The organism is Rhodococcus sp. ARC_M6 (assembly GCF_022810305.1).
Classification (GTDB): domain Bacteria; phylum Actinomycetota; class Actinomycetes; order Mycobacteriales; family Mycobacteriaceae; genus Rhodococcus_F.
Genome location: NZ_JALGQH010000005.1, coordinates 22,474 through 42,300, shown reverse-complemented (window position 1 = coordinate 42,300; position 19,827 = coordinate 22,474). Strand labels below are relative to the sequence as shown.

The following is a 19,827-nucleotide window of genomic DNA, read 5'->3' as shown; positions in this document are numbered from 1 at the left end:
GCATCGGTGGGAGACATCGACATGTTCCTCGATGCTTACGGTCGGACGTACATATAATTCTCCTATGGTGTGCGCTTGGCCGTTGACGGGACGCGCCGACGAGTTGCGCCTTGTCGAGGCGGCAGTTTCCGGGACCGGGGGCCATGGCGGAGTGGTGGTGGTCGGCCCGGCGGGCGTCGGCAAGAGTCGACTCGCACGGGAAGTGCTGGCGTCGGCCGCAGCCAAAGGATGCGTGGTGCGGTGGGCAGTAGCCACAGCGTCCGCGCGCTCGTTACCGCTGGGTGCGTTTACGGAGTGGACGGGTGCTCCCACCACAGATCCTCTGCAACTGGTCCGCGGAGTGATCGGTGCGCTGACCGACCGATCCAATGGAGCCGACGTCGTTGTCGGTGTCGATGATGCTCACTTGCTCGATGACCTGTCCGCGTTCGTGCTGCACCAGCTGGTGCTGCGTGGCGCAGCGAAGGTGATCGTGACCGTCCGCCGCGGCGAACCCGTACCGGACGCCGTGCAGGCGTTATGGAAGGACGAGCGTCTCGACCGGCTCGAACTGCATCCACTGTCGCAGTCCGAATCGACGGCCCTCGTGCGGGCAGCACTCGGCGGGACCCTCGATCCCAGCGACATGCGGCGGCTGTGGAAGCTCACCCGTGGCAATGTGCTCTACCTGCGCAACATAGTCGAGCAGGAGCTTGCCGGAGGTCGCCTCACCGAGTGCGGCGGGCTGTGGAGCTGGTCGGGTGAGCCAGTCTCCTCCCCAGGCCTGATCGAATTGATCGAGTCACGAATGGGGGTGCTTCCGCAGCCGATCGCGGAGGTCGTCGATGTGCTCGCGGTCGGGGAACCACTCGATACCGCAGTCCTTGCACGGATCACCGACCGGGATGCGGTCGAGGAGGCTGATGCGCGGGGGTTGATCGCCCTGGAGCGGTCCGGGACCGGGACGCAGCTGCAGGCGCGTGTGGCGCACCCGCTGTACGGAGAGGTGCGTCGAGCGCGGGCGGCACCGTCGCGGATGCGCAGACTGCGGGGCGAGGTTGCAACAGCATTGGCTGAGATCGGGGGCGACGACATGCGGGTCACCGTCCGCCGCGCGGCGCTGAGCCTGGACTCGGATCTCGCCGTCGATCCCGAGCTGTACACCAAGGCGGCTAATGGCGCGATCTGGCTGGCAGACCTGGTGCTCGCGGAAAGGCTGGCCGCTGCCGCGATGACGGTAGGTGGCGGCGTTGAAGCGAGTTATATTCGCGCCCATGCGCTTTCATGGCTCAGTCGCGGTGAAGAGGCGGACGCTGTGCTAGCCGGAATTCCGACGGCGGGATTCTCCGCTTCCGAGAAGTCACGGCTCGTATTTCTTCGGGCGATCAACCTGATCTGGGCTCTCGGGCGCCCCTCGGTAGCGAAGGCGCTCATCGACGACACTGTCTCGATTGCGTCACCGAATGGTCTGCCGGTTCTCGCAGCATTTCACACGGTCTACTGGGCGTCGGGGGGACGCCCGGTAGACGCGATCGAGCCGGTACGCAGGCTGAAGCTGACCGTCCTCCCCGATGTCGTGGCAGCGGTAACCCTGTGGGCGACTATTGTTGCGCTGGGCGATGCCGGCCGGGCGGACGACGCTGAGTCCACTGCCGAGAAGGGCTATGCCTTGGTCGCGCGGTCGTTCGAGGCAGCGCAGATGCGATTCGTCCTTGTAGACGCACACGTCGGTGCACTATTGCTGGCCGGGCGGATCGCAGCCGCACAAGACGCCGCCGATCGTCTGCAGCAATTGGCCATTGATCTGCCCGGGTCCGCGCACATCCTCGGCATTGCAATCGCTGGTCGAGCTGTGTTGGGGGCGGGCCAGATCGCCACTGCACTGCCGCTCCTCGACCTGGCGGTCCTGGCACTGCACGCTTCCGGCGAAACGAATGGGTTCGGCTATCGCTACCAGATTGGACGAACCCAAGCCCTCGCTCTGTCCGGGGATCGAATTGCCGCGGCACAGGCGCTGATCGAACTCGACGAGCTTCGGCACCCTGGCTGGGCCTATCTCGAGCCGGAGCGTCTCCTTGCAGTCGCGTGGGTGTCGGCCACCGACGGTGCAGTGAGCGAAGCGACCGCGATGTGCAGGAGCGCAGCCGAGAGTGCCCGCGCGAATGGCCAATTGGCGCGTGAGGTGCACTGTCTGCAGACGGCAACGCAGTTCGGGGACCGGACGACGGTGGCACGGTTGACGCATCTGGCAACTATGGTCGACGGTCCGCGCGCGCCCGCCGCCGCGGCGTTCGCCTCCGCTCTCGCCGCCGAAGACGGTGCCGCCCTGCATGCGGCTTCGGTCCAACTCGAGAAGATGGGGGACTTGTTGGCTGCCGCGGACGCCGCCGCCCTCGCCGCCGTCGCCTATCGACATCACGACCTACGCGGATCGGCCATCACGTCCACTTCTCGCGCGAACAGAATCGCTCGAGAGTGCGGCGGTCCCACCACTCCCGCAATGCAAGAAGCGCTGCAGCCGGTACCGCTTACCTCACGAGAACGTGAGATCGTCTCCCTCGTTAGTTTGGGTCTGTCGAACCGCGACATCGCCGAACGCCTCACACTCTCGGTCAGAACAGTCGAAGGCCATTTATACCGTGCGACAGCCAAAACCGGGGCCCGCAGTCGCGAAGAATTGGGCGCCACCCTGCACGGGGACTGAACAGACGGGCGACGAGGTGAATACACGGCATGCCACCGGCCGAGATGCCCTGAGGGCCAAGTTTTTCGGGAAGACTGTTCAGTGCGAGGGACGCACCGTCGACTTGGAATAGCCCGTTTCCACAGTGTGCGGGTTTGCCTGTCGCCGGCTGGCCCACAGCACACGTTCCAGGGTAGGCGGCTTCATGAGTGAATTCGGGTGGTCAAGGAGATTGATTACGCGCAAGAATGCGGCTCCGACTCGGGGATCTATTGCGGCAGCGCGGTGTACGCGGCCGACATACGCATTCGTCATCCGAATCTTGGCGGTTCGCTTGCCTTCGATGAACGGCATGCGCAGGTCCGTGTTGCAGGCCATCTCCCAGGCTTCATCGAGAATCGGAGTGGAATTCCGTAAGAACCTGTCGGTGACACGGTGGTTGTCTCTGATGTGGCGGATCTCTCGCTGGAGGCACTTGCGCAAGATGAGTGCCTCGAGTGCTGCGACGGTCATACCCTGCCCGTAGACCGGGTTGAAGCTGCACATGGTGTCGCCGAACGGAATGTAGCCGTCGGGCAGTGGAGCGCTTTCGAAATGCCGACGCACGGTACTGGGGACCCGATATCGAACACCCTCGTCGAGCGGATGCGCGTGGGAAAGCAACTCCCCGAACTCGGGTGCCGGAAGTGATCTGGCGTAATCGACGAAACCTTCGGCGTCCAATGGCGGTTCGTCGTCCCGGTATCCGGCGAGAGTGACTACCCAGTCGTCATTCTCCTGTGCCATCATCAATCCGCCGCGGGGAAGCTCCGGGGTGCCCATCACCCCGACCCCAAGGTCTCCGTCCAGGTGGGACGGTTCACGTCGATAATGACGAGTGCCGTAGGCGAGGTGGATCGGAAGTTTCTCCTCTCGCGGCCGGTTGAAGCCGAGCGATTCGAGCCACCCTTGGGTTTCGGAGCTACGCCCGGAGGCATCGACGACCAGGTCGGAAGCGATGACGGTATCCGTGATGTTCTTCGACGGGACGCTCACGGCAAGTCCGGTAACCCGCCGGTGTTGCGGGTCAGTCGTGATCCGGCGGGCGGTACACCGGTCGATGATTTCCACATTGGGGAGCGCTTGCACCAGGTTGCGCAGGTACCACTCGACGAGGGGTCGGCTCGCCATGAGCACCGGGATTCCGGATGCACCTTTGGCCCACCGATGGCCATCGGCAATCCAGCGGAAGTCGGCCTGCAAATCTCCGTTAGGCGCACCACAGCGGAGAAGATCCTCGGCGAGGCCGGGGAACAGGTCCTCCATCGCAGTTCTGCCCCGAGTGGCCAAGACGTGCGCGTGACGGGCTTGCGGCACGCAACGGCGTGCCACGGGGGCGTCTGGGAGTGCGTCTCGTTCAACGACGGTCACGTCGTCGAAGAACTCGCTCAGCACCCGGGCGGCCAAGAGTCCGCCCATTCCTGCCCCGATCACGACTGCATATGAGGTTGTTGTCATGTCAACCATCTGCTTTCGATCTGTGTTTGTATCAGACACTTAGGTCCCAGATCTCATCGTCCAAGCAATGAATGGGGTGGGTGTGAGTAGTCGACTACCTCATTTTCGCAGACTTCAGTGGCAGCCTCGACCTAGCTTCGGTCCGAACGCAAAGCCAACACGGTCGGGCCGGTGAGCCACAGTATGGCACCGGGTGGAAGGGGATTTGTCGATTCCGGTTCCCCCGTGGCCCTGGATGAATCGAAGGTGGGAGTCAGTGAACCGTCGAACGATTCCGGGGTTCCGACGGTGATCTGAATCGGCCCACCGGAATGCAGGATCAGAAGCCAACTGCTATCTGCGAGAGGACTTCCGGACGCCGTGTGTGAGCGGACATCGGCGCCGTCGATCCAAGCCTGCACTGTGCGGTTGCGCTCGTCGTACCAAGCGGCATCGTCGAACTCCGTACCTGATGCGTTGAACCACACCAGGTCGGGATGGTCGGTTCGGCGTCGGCCTTCGAAGAACTCGGGTTGCCGCAGGGCGGGCGCGGATCGGCGCAGAGCGAGTGCGCGAGAGACGAAACTGATCAATTCCTTGTCAGCGTTTCCCCAGTCAAGGGGCCACGACTGAGCTGAAGTAGCAAGAGCAGGAACACAATACGCATTATTGTTACCTCCGAGGCTGTGCCCGAACTCGTCGCCGGCAGTGAGCATCGGGGTGCCGGTGGAGAGGATCAACGTCGCCAGAAGTGCGCGGACATGTCGACGGCGGGCTTCGATGATCGCGGGATCGTCACTGTCACCCTCGATTCCGTGGTTGAACGAATCGTTGTGATCAGCACCGTCTCGATTGTCCTCACCGTTGGCGTCGTTGTGCTTGTTGTTGTACGACACCAGATCAGCGGCGGTGAAGCCGTCGTGGGCGGTGATGAAGTTGATCGACGCCCACGGTCGGCGTCCGTTGCCGGCGAAAATATCCTCTGAACCGGCCAGTCGTGACGCGACTTCCCGAACGCTGGAACCGCCGTTCCAAAATGTTCGAATATTGCTGCGGTACTTGTCATTCCACTCGGACCATTGCAAGCCGAAATTACCCACCTGGTAGCCGCCGGCTGTTGCGTCCCACGGTTCGGCGATCAGTTTGCACCGCGTCAGGATCGGGTCGGAAGAGATCGCGGACAGTACTGAGGCGCGAGGGTCGAAGGCGCCGCCGCGAGGCCGTCCCAGTGCGCTCGCAAGGTCGAAGCGGAAACCGTCGACGCCCATCTCGCCCGCCCAGTAGCGCAGGCTGTCGGTGATCATCCGAACTGAGATGGGGGAGGAGGCGTCGACGGTATTGCCGCATCCGGTGAGGTCGATATCGTGGCCTTCGTCGCCGAGGAGGTAGTAGCCGGGTGCATCCAATCCTCGCCAGCTGACACTGATTCCGCCGACACCCTGCTCGCAGGTGTGGTTGTAGACGACGTCGAGAATGACTTCGATACCCGCCCGATGCAGAGCGTCGACCATGATGCGAAACTCGGGAACCTCATTGCCCGGAGTGGCTGCGTAACCAGGGTGTGGCGCAAAGTACGATGCCGTCGAATAGCCCCAGTGGTTGTGCATTCCACGGTCACGCACGCTCTGCTCGGTCAGAAATGCCTGCACGGGAAGAAGTTCCACGGCTGTGACGCCGAGGAGAAGAAGGTGCTCGATTACTGCCGGGGCTGCTAGTCCGAGATACGTACCCCGATGCGCCGGCAGGACGTCGGGATGAGTTGCGGTGAAGGCGCCAACGTGAAGTTCGTAGATCACCGTCTCTTCCCACGGTGTTTCAAGTCGATCTGTCGACGCGACCAGGCCGGCAGTTACCACGGAGAGCGGCACCTGGCCGAGGGAATCAGATGCGGACGGTTCACCGAACGGATCGCCTTCGTAGGCCCGCAGTGCGTTGAAGTCGCCGAGTTCACCCTCGATGCGCCGCGCCCAGGGATCGATCAGGAGCTTGTTCGGATTGAACCGCAAGCCGGCGCGGGGGTTCCACGGCCCGTCGGCACGGATCCCGTAACGCTGCCCGGCTCCGACTCCGCCGATCACGCCGTGCCAGATTCCGTACGTCTGCTGTCGGAGGTCGACGCGCTTCTCGTTTCCGCCGTCGTCGATCAGGCAGATTTGCACCGCGGTGGCATCCGGAGAATGCGCGGAAAACTGGGTTCCACCACCGACGACTGTGGCTCCCAGCGGGTAGGGAGAACCGGGGAGCGGGGTGTGAGATTCATCGAGAGGCGACACGCGAGTAGATCCTGCCGTGGATGGCTGGAGAATGTGCGGGAAGATGTTCGGGTGCCACTACCTGATCCTGATCTGCTCATCGATTTCGACGACGTCCTCATCCGCCGCGGCGGGTCCACTCTGGTGGGTCCGGTGACCTGGAAGGTGGAGCTCGACGAGCGATGGGTGGTGCTCGGCCCCAATGGTGCGGGCAAGACGTCGCTGCTCCGTATCGCCGCCGGCGAGGTGTTTCCCACCAGCGGGACCGCGCATCTGCTGGGGAAGGTGCTCGGGCGAGTCGATATCAACGAGCTCAAGCCGCGCATCGGTTTGTCGTCGTCCGCTCTGGCAAGTCGTGTGCCCGCCGACGAGAAGGTCAGTGACCTGGTGGTCTCCGCGGGATACGCGGTCCTGGGTCGGTGGCGTGAGGAGTACGAGGCCCTGGACACCACGCGCGCCGTCGAGATGCTCGAAAGCCTTGGTGCCGAACACCTCGCCGACCGCACCTACGGAACACTGTCCGAGGGTGAGCGCAAGCGAGTGCTCATCGCGCGTGCCCTGATGACCGACCCCGAACTGCTGCTGCTCGACGAGCCGGCTGCCGGACTCGACCTGGGGGGACGCGAAGAACTGGTGGCACGACTCACCGAACTCGCCGCCGATCCCGACGCGCCCGCCATCGTCCTGATCACCCACCACGTCGAAGAAATCCCGCCGGGATTCACCCACGCCCTCCTGCTCAAGGAAGGTGGTGTCGTCGCGCAAGGACTGATCGAGGACGTCATCACGGCTGAGAACCTCAGCAACGCGTTCAGTCAGTTGATCAGTCTGGATTCGGTGGACGGCCGGTACTTCGCTCGTCGTGCGCGGCCGTCGGGTGCACACCGCGCCTGAGTGAGTGGGACCTGAGATGGGGCGTAGATCACATATCGCGTAAGTTCCGGAAACATGGCTAACGAGTTTGAGGACGCAGTCCCTACACCCAAAGATGCATCGACCGTGATTTTGGTTCGCGATGCCGCACCAGGGATCGAAATCTTCCTGCTCCAGCGGGTGCAGGGGATGGCGTTTGCCGGCGGAATGACGGTGTTCCCCGGCGGCGGCGTCGACAAGTCCGACGCTACAGCCGACGTTCAGTGGGCCGGCCCGCCGGTGGAGTGGTGGGCCGAGCGATTCAGCACGGACGTCGCCCGCGCCAAGGCCCTTGTCTGCGCCGCCGTGCGTGAGACGTTCGAAGAATGCGGTGTCCTGCTGGCCGGGCCCAGCGCCGACAGCGTCGTTGCTGATACGTCCGGTTACGCGGCCGCGCGGGTTGCGCTCGAAAACCACGAACTCTCGTTCAGTGATTTCCTGAAGCAGGAAAATCTGGTCCTGCGCACCGACCTTCTCCGGCCGTGGGCGAACTGGATCACCCCGATCGCCGAGCAGCGTCGCTACGACACCCGCTTCTTCGTGGCTGCGGCGCCCGAAGGACAGGTGGCTGACGGGGTCACCTCCGAAGCCGCCGCAGTGCGCTGGCAGAGTCCGCAGGACGCGCTGGAACACTGGCGCGCCGGTGGCAGCATCTTGTTGCCGCCCACCTGGACTCAGCTGACGGAGCTGTCGAAGTACGGGTCGGTCGCCGAGATTTTGGCAGCTGAACCTGAGATTCCGGTCATCTTGCCGACGCTGTTTCGGGACGAGACCACGTTCCGGATCGATTTTCCCAATATGGATGGTTACTACGCCGACGGACCGCATCCGTGGGCACCCAAGCCTTCCAAATAGCCACCCAAGTAGCCTCTCGATCATGGCTGAATTTGTAACTCTCGAGGTTTCCGAAGGTATTGGCACGATCCGTCTTGCACGGCCCCCGATGAACGCATTGAACCGTCAGGTTCAGGACGAACTGGTCGCTGCTGCTCATGCTGCAACCGTCGACAAAGCTGTCAAGGCTGTCATCGTCTACGGCGGCGAAAAGGTATTTGCCGCCGGTGCGGACGTCAAGGAAATGGCCGAGATGAGTTTCGGTCAGATGAGCGACGCCATTGCCGGAATCCAGGCCGGAATCGGCGCCGTCGCGGCAATCCCGAAGCCGACCGTCGCTGCCATCACCGGCTACGCGCTGGGCGGCGGACTCGAAGTAGCGCTTGCCGCGGACCGTCGTATCGCCGGCGACAACGTCAAGGTCGGCGTCCCGGAAATCTTGCTGGGAATCATCCCCGGCGGCGGTGGAACTCAGCGTCTCGCTCGTCTCATCGGACCGGCGAAGGCCAAGGACCTGGTGTTCAGCGGCCGTTTTGTCGGAGCTGACGAAGCCTTCGCGATGGGTCTGATCGACGAGGTCGTAGCGCCCGACGACGTGTACACCGCGGCGCGTACGTGGGCGTCGCAGTTTGTCGGAGCGGCTTCGCGGGCCCTGGCTGCAGCAAAGGCTGCAATCGACGAGGGCCTGAACACGGATCTGGAATCGGGCCTCAAGATCGAGCAGCATCTGTTCACCGGACTTTTTGCCACCGAGGATCAGACGATCGGGATGGCGTCGTTCATCGCGAACGGTCCCGGTAAGGCTGCGTTCACGGGGGAGTAGGCTCCCCTAAACTAGAACTTGTTCATCTCTTACCAGCGAGTAGGATAGCCGCATGACTGCCAGCCCAACTGACGACGCAACCGTCACGCCGCCCGCCCCTGCCGACACCTCGGTAGTGGATCCCGCGCCGCGGCCGCACGCAACGGCCGAAGAGGTCGAGGCCGCTCGTAAGGACACCAAGCTCGCACAGGTGCTTTACCACGACTGGGAAGCCGAAACCTACGACGACAAGTGGTCCATCTCGTACGACGAGCGCTGCATCGACTACGCCCGGGGTCGTTTCGACGCCGTTGCCGGCGATCTGCCCCTGCCGTACGAGCGGGCGCTCGAACTGGGCTGCGGCACAGGCTTTTTCCTCCTCAATCTGATGCAGGGTGGAGTTGCCAAGACGGGCTCGGTCACCGACCTGTCCCCGGGCATGGTCAAGGTTGCAATGCGCAATGCCGAGCACCTCGGCTTGCCCGTCGACGGCCGTGTCGCCGACGCGGAGACAATTCCCTACGAGGACAACACCTTCGACCTCGTAGTCGGCCATGCGGTGCTGCATCACATCCCTGATGTCGAGCAGTCGCTACGTGAGGTCCTTCGCGTCCTCAAGCCCGGTGGACGCTTCGTCTTCGCCGGTGAACCGTCCACGGTCGGCAACCTCTACGCTCGCTGGCTCGGCCGCGCGACGTGGGAAGTAACCACCACGATCACCAAGCTGCCGTTCCTCGCGGACTGGCGCCGTCCGCAGGAAGAACTCGACGAATCTTCCCGCGCAGCAGCACTCGAAGCCATCGTCGACCTGCACACGTTCGATCCCACGGACCTCGAGAACATGGCGAAGTCCGCCGGCGGTGCCGAAGTGCGTGCTGTCACCGAGGAATTCGCCGCGGCACTGCTCGGCTGGCCGGTACGTACTTTCGAGGCAGCAGTTCCGCCGGAGAAGCTCGGCTGGGGTTGGGCAAAGTTTGCATTCGGTGGATTCAAGACCCTCAGCTGGGTCGACGAGAAGGTTCTGCGCCACGTCGTTCCGCGCGGATTCTTCTACAACGTGATGATCACCGGCGTAAAGCCCGGCAACTGAATTGGGCTACGACTTCACCCTCTCTGATGTCGACTATCTCGGAAGCGATTCTGGCGTAGCGGCATTAGCTGAGGTGGATCAGCTCGAACTGTCCACGCGTACGCGTCTGGCCGACATCGGCCGGGCGCGTACGCGTTTCGGCGACCGCATGCCCGCGCTCGTCGACACGGTACTTCTGCGTCGTAAAGCTGCCCTGAAACTCCCGGCCAGTGCTGGTTGGTTGTTCACCGACGACGCTATGCAGCAAGCCACTCCGGCGGCGGTTGCGGTTCACCGGGCGCAGCGATTGATCGGTCGCGACGTCCACGACGTGACCTGTTCAATCGGAGCCGAACTGCACGCGCTCACCGGGGTCGCCTCACAGGTGATCGGCAGCGACATCGACGCCGTTCGATTGGCGATGGCTCGCCGCAACGTGCCCACGGCGGGTCTGTTGCGCGCTGATGCGTTGCGTCCGACCACGCGGGGCACAGTGGTCCTCGCCGACCCGGCACGTCGATCAGGCGGACGTCGAACCCACGATCCTGCAGCTCTGATGCCGCCCCTCCCGGATCTGCTCGACGCTTATCAGGGCCGTGATATTGCCGTGAAGTGCGCTCCCGGACTCGATTTCGACTCGCTCGGCTGGGACGGCGAAGTGGAGATCGTGTCACTCGACGGTGGCGTGAAGGAAGCCTGCCTGTGGTCGACTGGTTTGGCGCAGGCGGGAGTGTCTCGTCGAGCGTCGGTGCTCCGGTCCGACGGAAGTGGTTGGTCTGTGACCGACGCCGAGGACGATACGATCCCGGAACAGGAACCGGGCGAGTGGATCATCGACCCGGACGGCGCGGTAGTACGCGCCGGCCTGGTGCGTCACTACGCCGCCAGACACGGCCTGTGGCAGTTGGATCCGCGCATTGCCTATCTCACCGGTGACAGCGTCCCGGAGGGGGTTCGCGGATTCCGGATCCTCGAACAGATCAAGTACTCGGAGAAGCTGCTGAAACAGACTCTCTCGAAGCGTGATTGCGGCGTCGCCGAAATTCTGGTCCGTGGCGTCGACGTCGATCCCGCGATATTGCGTCCACGGCTCAAGCTGAAAGGCTCGGTGTCACTGAGCGTGGTGATCGTGCGGATCGGGCGTTCGGCGTCGGCGTTTATCTGTGAGGCGTCGCGCTAGCTCATTTGAAGACGAACAGCTCGCCGATTGCGCTGGGTGTCAACACTTCACCGTCGGGGCCGATGGAGGTTCCGACGGTGAAGCCCACAGCGCCGGGCAGCGTGTCCTGATCCAGGGTTTCGCCGGAACTAGTGTCGAACGTGATCAGGCTGAGCCCGTTCGTGCCTTCACGAACAACGGCATATCCGGTGTCGCCGGCACTCTGCGCCGGAACCCCCAGCTGGAGCAGGTCTTTGCGCTCCCAGGCCAGCTCGGCGTGATCTCCCTTGTCCTGAACGGCCAGAAGGTGCCCGTTGCCGCCGCCTGACGGAATGATCAGACCGTCGTCGGAGGTGGATGCGCTGCCTGCGGAATTGAAGCCGATATCGTAACTCCAGAGCGAGTCGCCGGTTTCGGCGTCGATCGCCCAGAGCTTCCCGTTGTTGTCGGTGACGTACACCTTCTTGGTGTCCTTCGACAGGTCCGGACTCGAGGCCGTTCCACCGGGCAGTGCGTCGGTGGACCACTCGGGCGTGATGGACGGGTGCTCGCCGCCCGTGTACTTCATTGCCACCAGTTCGGCGGCCTGTGCACCCGGCCGGAAGAAGGTGAAGAAGAACTTGCCGGTCGCCAAATCGATTGCAGGAGTATTGGCTACCGGGCACCCTGCCGTTCCGAGGAAGCACTCGCGCAGTCCGCGGTCATCGGGAATCAACGGGGAATTGGGTGCCTCGATGGAGGGCGGCGGAATCAGGTCGAATGACGAGACCACCTTGGCGCCGGTCTGCGGATTGAGAACATTGATCTGCCCGAGCTGCGTGATGAACAGCAGATTTCCGTCGCCGGTGAACTGAGCCGAGAGGGGAGTGCCGACAACAAGTGTTCGCCAACGCAATTGGCCGTTCTCGGTGAACGACAGCATGGCGCCGCTCTCGCCGACATAGACATTGGTAGAGGTGTCCACGATGGGTGTGGACGCGACGGCGCCGTCGTTCAGCCGGTTGCACCACTTCTTGCGACCCGAATCCATCTGGAACGAAAAGAGATTGCAGCCGTTCTCTGTCCGGGCAGTCACAAAACTCTGACCGTTGGCCGCCACCGAAGCATAGGCGGCAACCGGCCCGCCGAGCGGACGCGACCACGCGAAGTCGAGATCGCGAGACCCCGTGACCGCACTGGTGTCGCTGTTACGGGCATCGGCGTGCATCGCCGGCCAACCCGCCGACGAGTAGCGGTCGACAATGGAGCTCTCGCTCCCGCAGCCGGCAACCAACACCGCTGCGACCGCCGTCATCACCATCACGGACGACCGTAGGACCCGCCGCATTACACATCTCCCTGCCATTACCGAAAGTAGTTCGGAGCAGAGACTATCCCGCCGGAGGGTACGTGACGGGGCACACCCTCGGGTCGGTGAGTCGGCTGCCCGTAGTCTGATTACTCATGACGAGCATGTGGGGCGCACCGTTGCGCACTCGGTGGCGGGGATCGCGCCGCAACGACAGCGATCAGGCCAAGTTCCTGACCGTCGATTCCCTGAAATGGGTAATGGCGAACAAGGCCTACACACCCTGGTATCTGGTGCGGTACTACCGTCTCGCCAAGTTCAAGATGGCCAATCCGCACGTGATCCTGCGCGGCATGGTGTTCCTGGGTAAGAACGTCGAAATTCATTCGACCCCGGATCTTTCCCGCCTCGAAATCGGGCGCTGGGTCCACATCGGTGACGGCAACGCCATCCGCTGCCACGAAGGTTCCCTGCGCATCGGCGACAAGGTCGTCTTCGGTAAGGACAACGTCGTCAACACCTACCTCGACATCGAAATCGGTGCCTCGACGCTGGTAGCCGACTGGTGCTACATCTGCGACTTCGACCACCGCATGGACGACGTCAACACCCCGATCAAGGACCAGGGCATCGTGAAGGGTCCGGTCCGCATCGGCCCCGACACCTGGGTGGCCGCCAAGGTCACCGTCCTGCGCAACACCCGCGTCGGCCGCGGTTGCGTCCTCGGCGCTCACGCCGTAGTCAAGGGCGATATCCCGGACTTCAGCATCGCCGTCGGTTCACCGGCCAAGGCAGTCAAGAACCGCAAGGCCGAGTGGGAATCCGGAGCTGAAGCGCGCGCCGAATATATTGCAGCCCTCGAAGACATCGCACGCAAGAAGGCAGCAGCCGAAGCAGCGAAGTAGGAGTGCGGCATGAGTGAAAAGACACCCGACGCGGTGGTGGCGCAGCGAAGCGAACTGGTGACCTTCCTCGACGGACTGAGCGCCGAGCAATGGAACACCCCGTCCCTGTGCGAGGGGTGGCGAGTGCGTGAAGTTGTCGCTCACATCACCATGCCGTACCGATACCCGGCATCTCGATTCGTTCTCGAAATGGTGAAGGCACGCGGCAACTTCAACCGCATGTCCAACCGTCGAGCGTTGGCTGATGCCCGAGAGCTGACCGAGACGCAGTTGCTCGATTCTTTGCGCGAAAATGTTGCGTACCCGTGGAAACCGCCGGGCGGTGGGTTCGACGGGGCGCTGTCCCACGACGTCATCCACGGCCAGGACATTCGCGTCGCCCTCGGCGACAACTACGTGGTGCCGGAAGACCGCCTGAGCCGCGTCCTCGACGGGTTGTCGCCCGAGAACGCAAAGTACTTCGGCGCCGATCTCGAAGGGGTGCGACTGCGCGCCGACGATCGGGACTGGGAATTCGGCGCCGGCGCAGAAGTGCACGGCGCCGCGCAGGATCTGATGATGGTGTTGTGCGGCCGGATTCTGCCGCCGGGCCATTTGTTCGGCGATGCGAGGATGCGGTTTACGGCGCCGTCTCACTCCGACTGAGCGCCGTTTCACTCCCCACCGACCGCGTGAACGTATCGCTCCCCTTGTCTGACAGAGGTAGCGATACGTTCACGCGATGTGGAGGTGGGGGAATTGCCCCGTTCAGCGGCCCGGGAGCGGGCGCTCCGGGATTTCTGGGCGGGCCAGCGGATGGCGCACCCGCCGCTTTGCGCCCGCATAGACGTGCGCGGTTTCGTCTGCGACCTGGTGCCAGTCGAAGTCCGAGGTCAGCCGATCACGTGCCGCGACGGCTCGCTGCTGGGTTGCGGCCGGATCGTCGAGTACCTCACGCACTGCTGAGGTCAACCCGGCGACGTCACCCGGCTGGAAGGACATTCCCGTCACCCCGTCGACGACGGCTTCGCCCAGGCCACCGGCAGTGGAGGTGATCAGTGGAGTGCCGGCAGCAGCTGCTTCGAGTGCGATGATGCCGAAGGGTTCGTACCGCGACGGCAAGACGATGGCGTCGGCGCCGTGGAGCCAACTGAGCAGTTCGACGTGGTCGAGATTGCCGAGGAAATTGACGGCCCGTACGACGCGATGGGTGCGCGCCTGTTCGGAGAGCCAGTCGAATTGTGTGCCCTCGCCGGCGATGGAGAGTGTTGTGCCGGGGTGGCTACGACGGATCCGCGGGAGCGCCGCTATGGCGTCTTGCACACCCTTCTCGTATTCGAGGCGTCCGACGAACAGAAGTTTCGGCGGTCCTGACCGGGGTGCGCGTTCGCGAAAGTTCCACGTGGTCAAGTCGATTCCGTTGCGGATGACGTTGAGCGGTGGCAGCGTCGGGCCGTAGAGTTCGGTCACTTCTTCGGCCATGGATGCCGAACAGGTTATGAGAGCGTCGGATTCGTTTGCCAGCCACCATTCGACGGAGTGGACCTGGCGGTTGATGCGTCCGGAGATCCAGCCGCTGTGTCGTCCGGCTTCGGTTGCATGCAGCGTGGAAACCAGTGGTACGTCGTAGAATTCGGCGAGAGCGATCGCGGGATGCGCGACCAGCCAGTCGTGGGCATGGACGACGTCGGGCACCCAGCCGGCGCCGACGCCGGGCTTGTGCAGTGCCATGCCGGCGCGGACCATTGCGTGACCCATGGCGAGGGTCCAGGCCAGCATGTCCTCGCCGAATACGAAGTGCGCGGGGTCTTCGGCGACGGCGACTACGAGTACGCCTTCGGAGATGTGCGTGATGGTGGGGTGTGTCGACGCGTCGGTTCCGGACGGTCGACGTGAGAGAACTACAACCTCGTGCCCGGCCGCAGCCAGGGCGGTGGCGAGGTGGTGGACGTGCCTACCGAGCCCGCCGACCACGACGGGTGGGTATTCCCACGAGACGATGAGAATTTTCACGACGCACTCCCGGCCGACAGTTCGGTATCGGGCAGGCGGTCGAGTTCTGTCTGGGGCAGACGGCGCGCGTCGAGACCGGGGAACAGTCCGTCGGCACGGTTCCAACCGTCGGCAAGGCGCTCGGCTACCGCGTCCTTGCCCGAGACGACGGCCTGGGAGATTTCCCGGGTCGCGTGGGCATGCTTGTGGGCGCGTTCGCGGGCGTATCCCGCCGCTGAATCCTTGCTCACCATGAACGCCCAATCGCTTGACACCGTCATCAGTGTCTCGCGAAGTACCTGATCATTGACGCGGTTTCGCACTTCCGGGCGTCCGGGAGCGTTGTCGTGGCCGCGGGATTTGTCGACGGCGTTCAATGCGGTGTCGACAACTTCGGCGTTGAGTTGCACCAGGTCGGAGACTTGATCTCCGGCCCAGACGCGCCAGTCCTTGCCGGAGCCCCACGACGAATCTTCCAGTTGCACAGGCTCGCCCACGTATCCGGCGGCTTGGGCGTCGTTCAAGGTTCCGATGCGGATCCCCGCTTCGGGGAGTGCTCGCAGTACCTTCTCGAGCCACTGCGGACCCTCGTACCACCAGTGTCCGAACAGTTCGGTGTCGAACGCCGCAACTACCAGCGCATCGCGCCCGATTCGTGCCGATTCTGATCGCAGGCGGTCCCGGACTGCTTCGACGAAGTCCTCGACATGCTTGTCGACGGCGGCCGCGGCAAGGTCCGGATCGTAGGGAGCCTTGTCCGCGGAGTCGACGGTGCGGCCCGTGACCCGAGACGACTTGAGGCCCGTCTCGTGGTCGTAGGTGTGGAAATCGCGGTATGCAGCGTGGCCGGGGTATCCGGATTTGGGGGACCAGACGCGGTAGCTGACCTGCAGGTCACGGCCGAAGGCGACGACGTCGGAATCGCGGACGGGCCGGCCGAGTGTGGTGTCCCCGCGCAGTGCCGGTCCGTCGACCATGAAGTGGGTGACGCCGGCTTCGGCGTAGCCGCGCTCCATGCCGGGGGTGTATCCGCACTCGGGTCCCCAGATGCCGGTCGGGGTGTGGTTCCAGCGGGAGTGCGCGTCGGCGAGGCCCTCACGGAGCGAGAAGGCACGCAGGCGTGGGTCGAGCAGTGGCTGGAACGGATGCGCGAGCGGACCGCCGAGTAGTTCGAAGGCTTCGCGATCGATGAGATCCCGGAAAACCGGCGAAGCGCCGTGCTGCCAACGGGTTTCGAAGTCCTCCAAAGCCGCCGCCGAGGCGCGGTGTTCGCGTGCCCCGAGTTCCCGGTGAGCTGCGTCGGGCATGCCGGCGGCTTCGTGAGCCCGGATCTGCCAGTTGCCGAGCCAATGGTGCATCCCGGCAAGGCAGTGCGGATCGTCGAGCTGCGCCGCGAGAACCGGCGTGATGCCCAACGTCAGGAGGTGCGAACGACCCTCGTCGGCGAGGCGTCGGAGCGCCGCGGTGAGGGGCAGATACGACCCGGCCCACGACTGGTACAGCCATTCTTCGCCGACGGGCCAGCGCCCGTGGTTGGCGAGCCACGGGAGGTGGGAGTGCAGAACCAGGGCGAACATCCCCGGTTCGGTAACGGGTGTTGCAGTACTCACTCGTCGGAGTCCTTGGAAGCAGCGTCCTTCACTGCGATAGCAACGAGGTCGAGGCTGTCGTCGATATCGGGTTCGCTGATGCTGAAGTCGTCGACGGTGATGCCTTCGACGTCGCGGGTCAGATCCTCGGGCCACGGCTCGCCGGCGAGCGCACGGTCGATTTGTGCGTTGATGAACGAGCCGCCGTGCTTGGCGTCGAGGTCTTTGAGCTGCGGTCCGTGGTGGACGCCGGTCATGAGCTCCACCCGGAATCCGGCGCCCTCGAGAAGTTCGGTCATCTCGTCGGCATTGAGTTCACGGGTGTGGAACGGGTTGAGCGGCGTGTCGCGGCCGGGGGAAAAAGTAATCCGGTTGGGGGTGCTGATCAGAAGTTCACCGCCCGGAGTGAGAACACGGAAGCACTCGCGCAGGAACTGTCCCTGGTCCCACAGGTGCTCGATAACCTGGAAATTGACGACGACGTCGACGGAGTTGTCTTCGAGGGGCAACGCGGCGAGGTTGCCGTGAATCATCTCGACGCGGGGGTAGCGGGCACGGACGTGTTCGACGGCGGAGACGTCGTAGTCGAGTCCCGTCACGGATGTCGCGACGTCGGCAATCATGTTGGCGCCGTAGCCTTCTCCGGAACCTGCTTCGAGTACGCGACGGTCGGTGCAACGCTCGAGTAGCGCGCGGTAGACCACTTCGTGGCGCCGGAACCAGTAGTTCTCCTCGGGGATTCCGGGCACTGTCCGTTCGCCCGTCAGGGGCAGGGGTGCGTCCTCGTGGTTGCTGACACTTGTTTCACTCACCCGTGCGAGATTAGTGCCATCGGGGTAGAACGTGTTCACCGTGGTCCAGATCACAGCAATGAATCACTGTTCGTGAGGTTATGGTGGACGTGGTTCCACGCTAAGTTACCGGCGGGTAACTTAGCGTGAGGTAATCTAACGCACAGCCGACGTGAGGCGAGAAATCCGTAAGGGATGCCACTCGTATCTGCGTGCAGCAGCTCAGACGATTTATCAGGTGAAGTACACACAGGAGGTCGAGAAAAGACCCATGACGAATATCGTTGTTTTGATCAAGCAGGTCCCCGACACATGGTCCGAGCGCAAGCTGACCGACGGCGACTACACCCTTGACCGTGAAGCCGCAGACGCAGTGCTCGACGAGATCAACGAGCGCTCCGTCGAAGAAGCCCTCCTCATCAAGGAAGCTCAGGGGGGTGAGGTGACGGTGCTGTCCGCAGGCCCCGACCGCGCCACCGACGCTATCCGCAAGGCACTGTCGATGGGCGCCGACAAGGCTGTCCACATCAACGACCCCGCACTGCACGGCTCCGACGCCATCCAGACCGCGTGGACCCTTGCTGCTGCACTCGGACAGATCACGTTCGATAACGAAGAGCCTGCAGACCTGATCATCGCCGGAAACGAGGCCACTGACGGCCGCGTCGGTGCTGTTCCGGCCATCATCGCCGAGTACCTGGGCATCCCGCAGCTCACGCAGCTGCGCAAGCTCGTCGTCGCAGACGGCAAGGTCACCGGCGAGCGCGAGACCGACGAGGGCGTTTTCGGCCTCGAGGCTTCGCTGCCCGCAATCGTCTCGGTCACCGAGAAGATCAACGAGCCGCGCTTCCCCTCCTTCAAGGGCATCATGGCCGCGAAGAAGAAGCAGGTTCTCGTCTACACGCTGGCCGACCTCGGCGTCGACCCGGAGACCGTGGGTGTTGCCAACGCCGGCACCACCGTGACGGCCTCCACCCCGAAGCCCCCCCGTACCGCTGGTGAGCGCATCGCCGACGAGGGAGACGGTGGCACCAAGATCGCCGCTTACCTCGTCAGCAACAAGATCATCTGATCGCGCCTCGAGAAACAACCAGTAGAGACACTCAGGGAGAGTTAAGTCATGGCAGAAGTACTTGTGCTCGTAGAGCACGCAGAGGGTGCGCTCAAGAAGGTCAGCCTCGAACTCATCACCGCTGCACGCGCATTGGGTGAGCCGTCGGCAGTTGTCGCCGGTCCCGCGGGCACCACGGCCAAGCTGGCCGACGCACTGGCAGCAGCCGGCGCAGCAAAGATCTACGTCGCCGAGTCCGACGACATCGACGGCTACCTCGTCACCCCCAAGGTTGACGTTCTCGCCGCACTCGTCGAGTCCACCAGCCCCGCAGCAGTCATCACCGCTGCCGGCACCGAGGGCAAAGAGGTTGCCGGTCGTCTGGCCGCACGTCTGGGCTCCGGACTGCTGACCGACGTCATCGAGATCAAGGCTGACGGCACCGGCATCCACTCCATCTTCGGTGGCGCGTTCACCGTCGAGGCCAAGGCCAACGGAGAGGTCCCCGTCTACTCGGTTCGCCCGGGTGCAGTCGAGGCAGCTCCGCAGGCCGCAGCCGGCGAGCAGATCGTCGTCGAGGTTCCGGCTCAGGACGAAAGTGCCGTCAAGATCACCTCGCGTGATCCCATCGTCGGTGGCGACCGCCCCGAGCTCACCGAAGCCACCGTCGTGGTTTCCGGTGGACGCGGCGTCGGCAGTGCCGACAAGTTCTCCGTCGTCGAAGAGCTGGCCGATTCCCTCGGTGCTGCAGTCGGTGCTTCGCGCGCTGCTGTGGACTCGGGTTACTACCCCGGACAGTTCCAGGTCGGTCAGACCGGTAAGACGGTCTCCCCGCAGCTGTACATCGCGCTCGGCATTTCCGGTGCTATCCAGCACCGCGCCGGCATGCAGACGTCCAAGACCATCGTCGCGGTCAACAAGGACGAAGAGGCACCCATTTTCGAGATCGCCGATTACGGCATCGTGGGCGACCTGTTCAACGTCGCACCGCAGCTCACCGAAGCTGTGAAGGCTCGCAAGGGCTAAAAAGCACAACCTACTGTGCGCCTTTATTAACCCCCGCGGT

At 63.7% G+C, this 19,827-nt stretch carries 16 protein-coding genes; 10 read left to right on the top strand and 6 right to left on the bottom strand.

The genetic code is table 11. The features are described from left to right. Positions 1 to 64: 64 nt before the first annotated feature. Positions 65 to 2,683, top strand: a complete 2,619-nt coding sequence (locus MTX36_RS08415; protein WP_243619274.1) for a helix-turn-helix transcriptional regulator — start codon at positions 65 to 67, stop codon at positions 2,681 to 2,683. Between the two features lie 78 nt (positions 2,684 to 2,761). Here MTX36_RS08415 and MTX36_RS08410 read toward each other — a convergent pair whose 3' ends face one another. Both MTX36_RS08410 and glgX read right to left on the bottom strand, forming a co-directional pair. Further along, positions 2,762 to 4,159 (bottom strand): NAD(P)/FAD-dependent oxidoreductase, encoded by a 1,398-nt coding sequence (locus tag MTX36_RS08410; protein WP_243619273.1) that lies wholly within the window; start codon positions 4,157 to 4,159, stop codon positions 2,762 to 2,764. 131 nt (positions 4,160 to 4,290) lie between these two features. Further along, entirely contained in the window at positions 4,291 to 6,411 is a 2,121-nt protein-coding gene (glgX, locus tag MTX36_RS08405; protein ID WP_243619272.1) for a glycogen debranching protein GlgX, read from the bottom strand. A gap of 51 nt (positions 6,412 to 6,462) precedes the next feature. Between glgX and MTX36_RS08400 the strand changes: the two genes are divergently transcribed. Genes MTX36_RS08400 through MTX36_RS08380 form a run of 5 tightly spaced genes read left to right on the top strand, consistent with a single transcriptional unit; the run spans position 6,463 to position 11,187 of the window. Continuing rightward, positions 6,463 to 7,284 (top strand): ABC transporter ATP-binding protein, encoded by an 822-nt coding sequence (locus MTX36_RS08400; RefSeq protein WP_243619271.1) that lies wholly within the window; start codon positions 6,463 to 6,465, stop codon positions 7,282 to 7,284. Between the two features lie 54 nt (positions 7,285 to 7,338). Further along, a complete protein-coding gene (locus MTX36_RS08395; protein ID WP_243619270.1) occupies positions 7,339 to 8,157 on the top strand; it encodes an NUDIX domain-containing protein in 819 nt (272 codons plus the stop codon). Positions 8,158 to 8,179: 22 nt separating this feature from the next. Next, a complete protein-coding gene (locus tag MTX36_RS08390; RefSeq protein WP_094272210.1) occupies positions 8,180 to 8,959 on the top strand; it encodes an enoyl-CoA hydratase/isomerase family protein in 780 nt (259 codons plus the stop codon). 52 nt (positions 8,960 to 9,011) lie between these two features. Next, positions 9,012 to 10,028 (top strand): class I SAM-dependent methyltransferase, encoded by a 1,017-nt coding sequence (locus MTX36_RS08385; RefSeq protein WP_094272211.1) that lies wholly within the window; start codon positions 9,012 to 9,014, stop codon positions 10,026 to 10,028. Position 10,029: 1 nt separating this feature from the next. Beyond that, a complete protein-coding gene (locus tag MTX36_RS08380; RefSeq protein ID WP_243619269.1) occupies positions 10,030 to 11,187 on the top strand; it encodes a class I SAM-dependent methyltransferase in 1,158 nt (385 codons plus the stop codon). Between the two features lies 1 nt (position 11,188). Here MTX36_RS08380 and MTX36_RS08375 read toward each other — a convergent pair whose 3' ends face one another. After that, complete coding sequence (locus MTX36_RS08375; RefSeq protein ID WP_243619268.1) at positions 11,189 to 12,493, bottom strand: PQQ-binding-like beta-propeller repeat protein; 1,305 nt, start codon at positions 12,491 to 12,493, stop codon at positions 11,189 to 11,191. A 116-nt stretch (positions 12,494 to 12,609) separates the two neighbouring features. Between MTX36_RS08375 and MTX36_RS08370 the strand changes: the two genes are divergently transcribed. Beyond that, the gene (locus MTX36_RS08370; protein ID WP_094272214.1) at positions 12,610 to 13,359 is read left to right on the top strand and encodes an acyltransferase; all 750 of its coding nucleotides are present in this window, start codon (positions 12,610 to 12,612) and stop codon (positions 13,357 to 13,359) included. A gap of 9 nt (positions 13,360 to 13,368) precedes the next feature. Then, positions 13,369 to 14,004, top strand: a complete 636-nt coding sequence (locus MTX36_RS08365; RefSeq protein ID WP_243619267.1) for a maleylpyruvate isomerase family mycothiol-dependent enzyme — start codon at positions 13,369 to 13,371, stop codon at positions 14,002 to 14,004. Positions 14,005 to 14,106: 102 nt separating this feature from the next. Here MTX36_RS08365 and MTX36_RS08360 read toward each other — a convergent pair whose 3' ends face one another. From MTX36_RS08360 to MTX36_RS08350, 3 genes are read right to left on the bottom strand one after another with little or no spacing between them, the layout of a single operon-like run. Beyond that, the gene (locus tag MTX36_RS08360) at positions 14,107 to 15,351 is read right to left on the bottom strand and encodes a glycosyltransferase family 4 protein (protein WP_243619266.1); all 1,245 of its coding nucleotides are present in this window, start codon (positions 15,349 to 15,351) and stop codon (positions 14,107 to 14,109) included. Next, positions 15,348 to 16,907, bottom strand: coding sequence for a glycoside hydrolase family 57 protein (locus MTX36_RS08355; protein WP_243619449.1), 1,560 nt, complete (start codon positions 16,905 to 16,907; stop codon positions 15,348 to 15,350). The genes MTX36_RS08360 and MTX36_RS08355 overlap by 4 nt, the downstream gene beginning before the upstream one ends. A gap of 29 nt (positions 16,908 to 16,936) precedes the next feature. Continuing rightward, positions 16,937 to 17,731, bottom strand: a complete 795-nt coding sequence (locus MTX36_RS08350; protein WP_243619265.1) for a bifunctional 2-polyprenyl-6-hydroxyphenol methylase/3-demethylubiquinol 3-O-methyltransferase UbiG — start codon at positions 17,729 to 17,731, stop codon at positions 16,937 to 16,939. Between the two features lie 250 nt (positions 17,732 to 17,981). On the opposite strand from MTX36_RS08350, the gene MTX36_RS08345 reads away from it, so the two are divergent. Then, positions 17,982 to 18,782 (top strand): electron transfer flavoprotein subunit beta/FixA family protein, encoded by an 801-nt coding sequence (locus MTX36_RS08345; protein WP_094272218.1) that lies wholly within the window; start codon positions 17,982 to 17,984, stop codon positions 18,780 to 18,782. Between the two features lie 48 nt (positions 18,783 to 18,830). After that, positions 18,831 to 19,787: an electron transfer flavoprotein subunit alpha/FixB family protein gene (locus MTX36_RS08340; RefSeq protein WP_243619264.1), complete on the top strand. Its 957-nt coding sequence runs from the start codon at positions 18,831 to 18,833 to the stop codon at positions 19,785 to 19,787. Positions 19,788 to 19,827 lie beyond the last annotated feature (40 nt).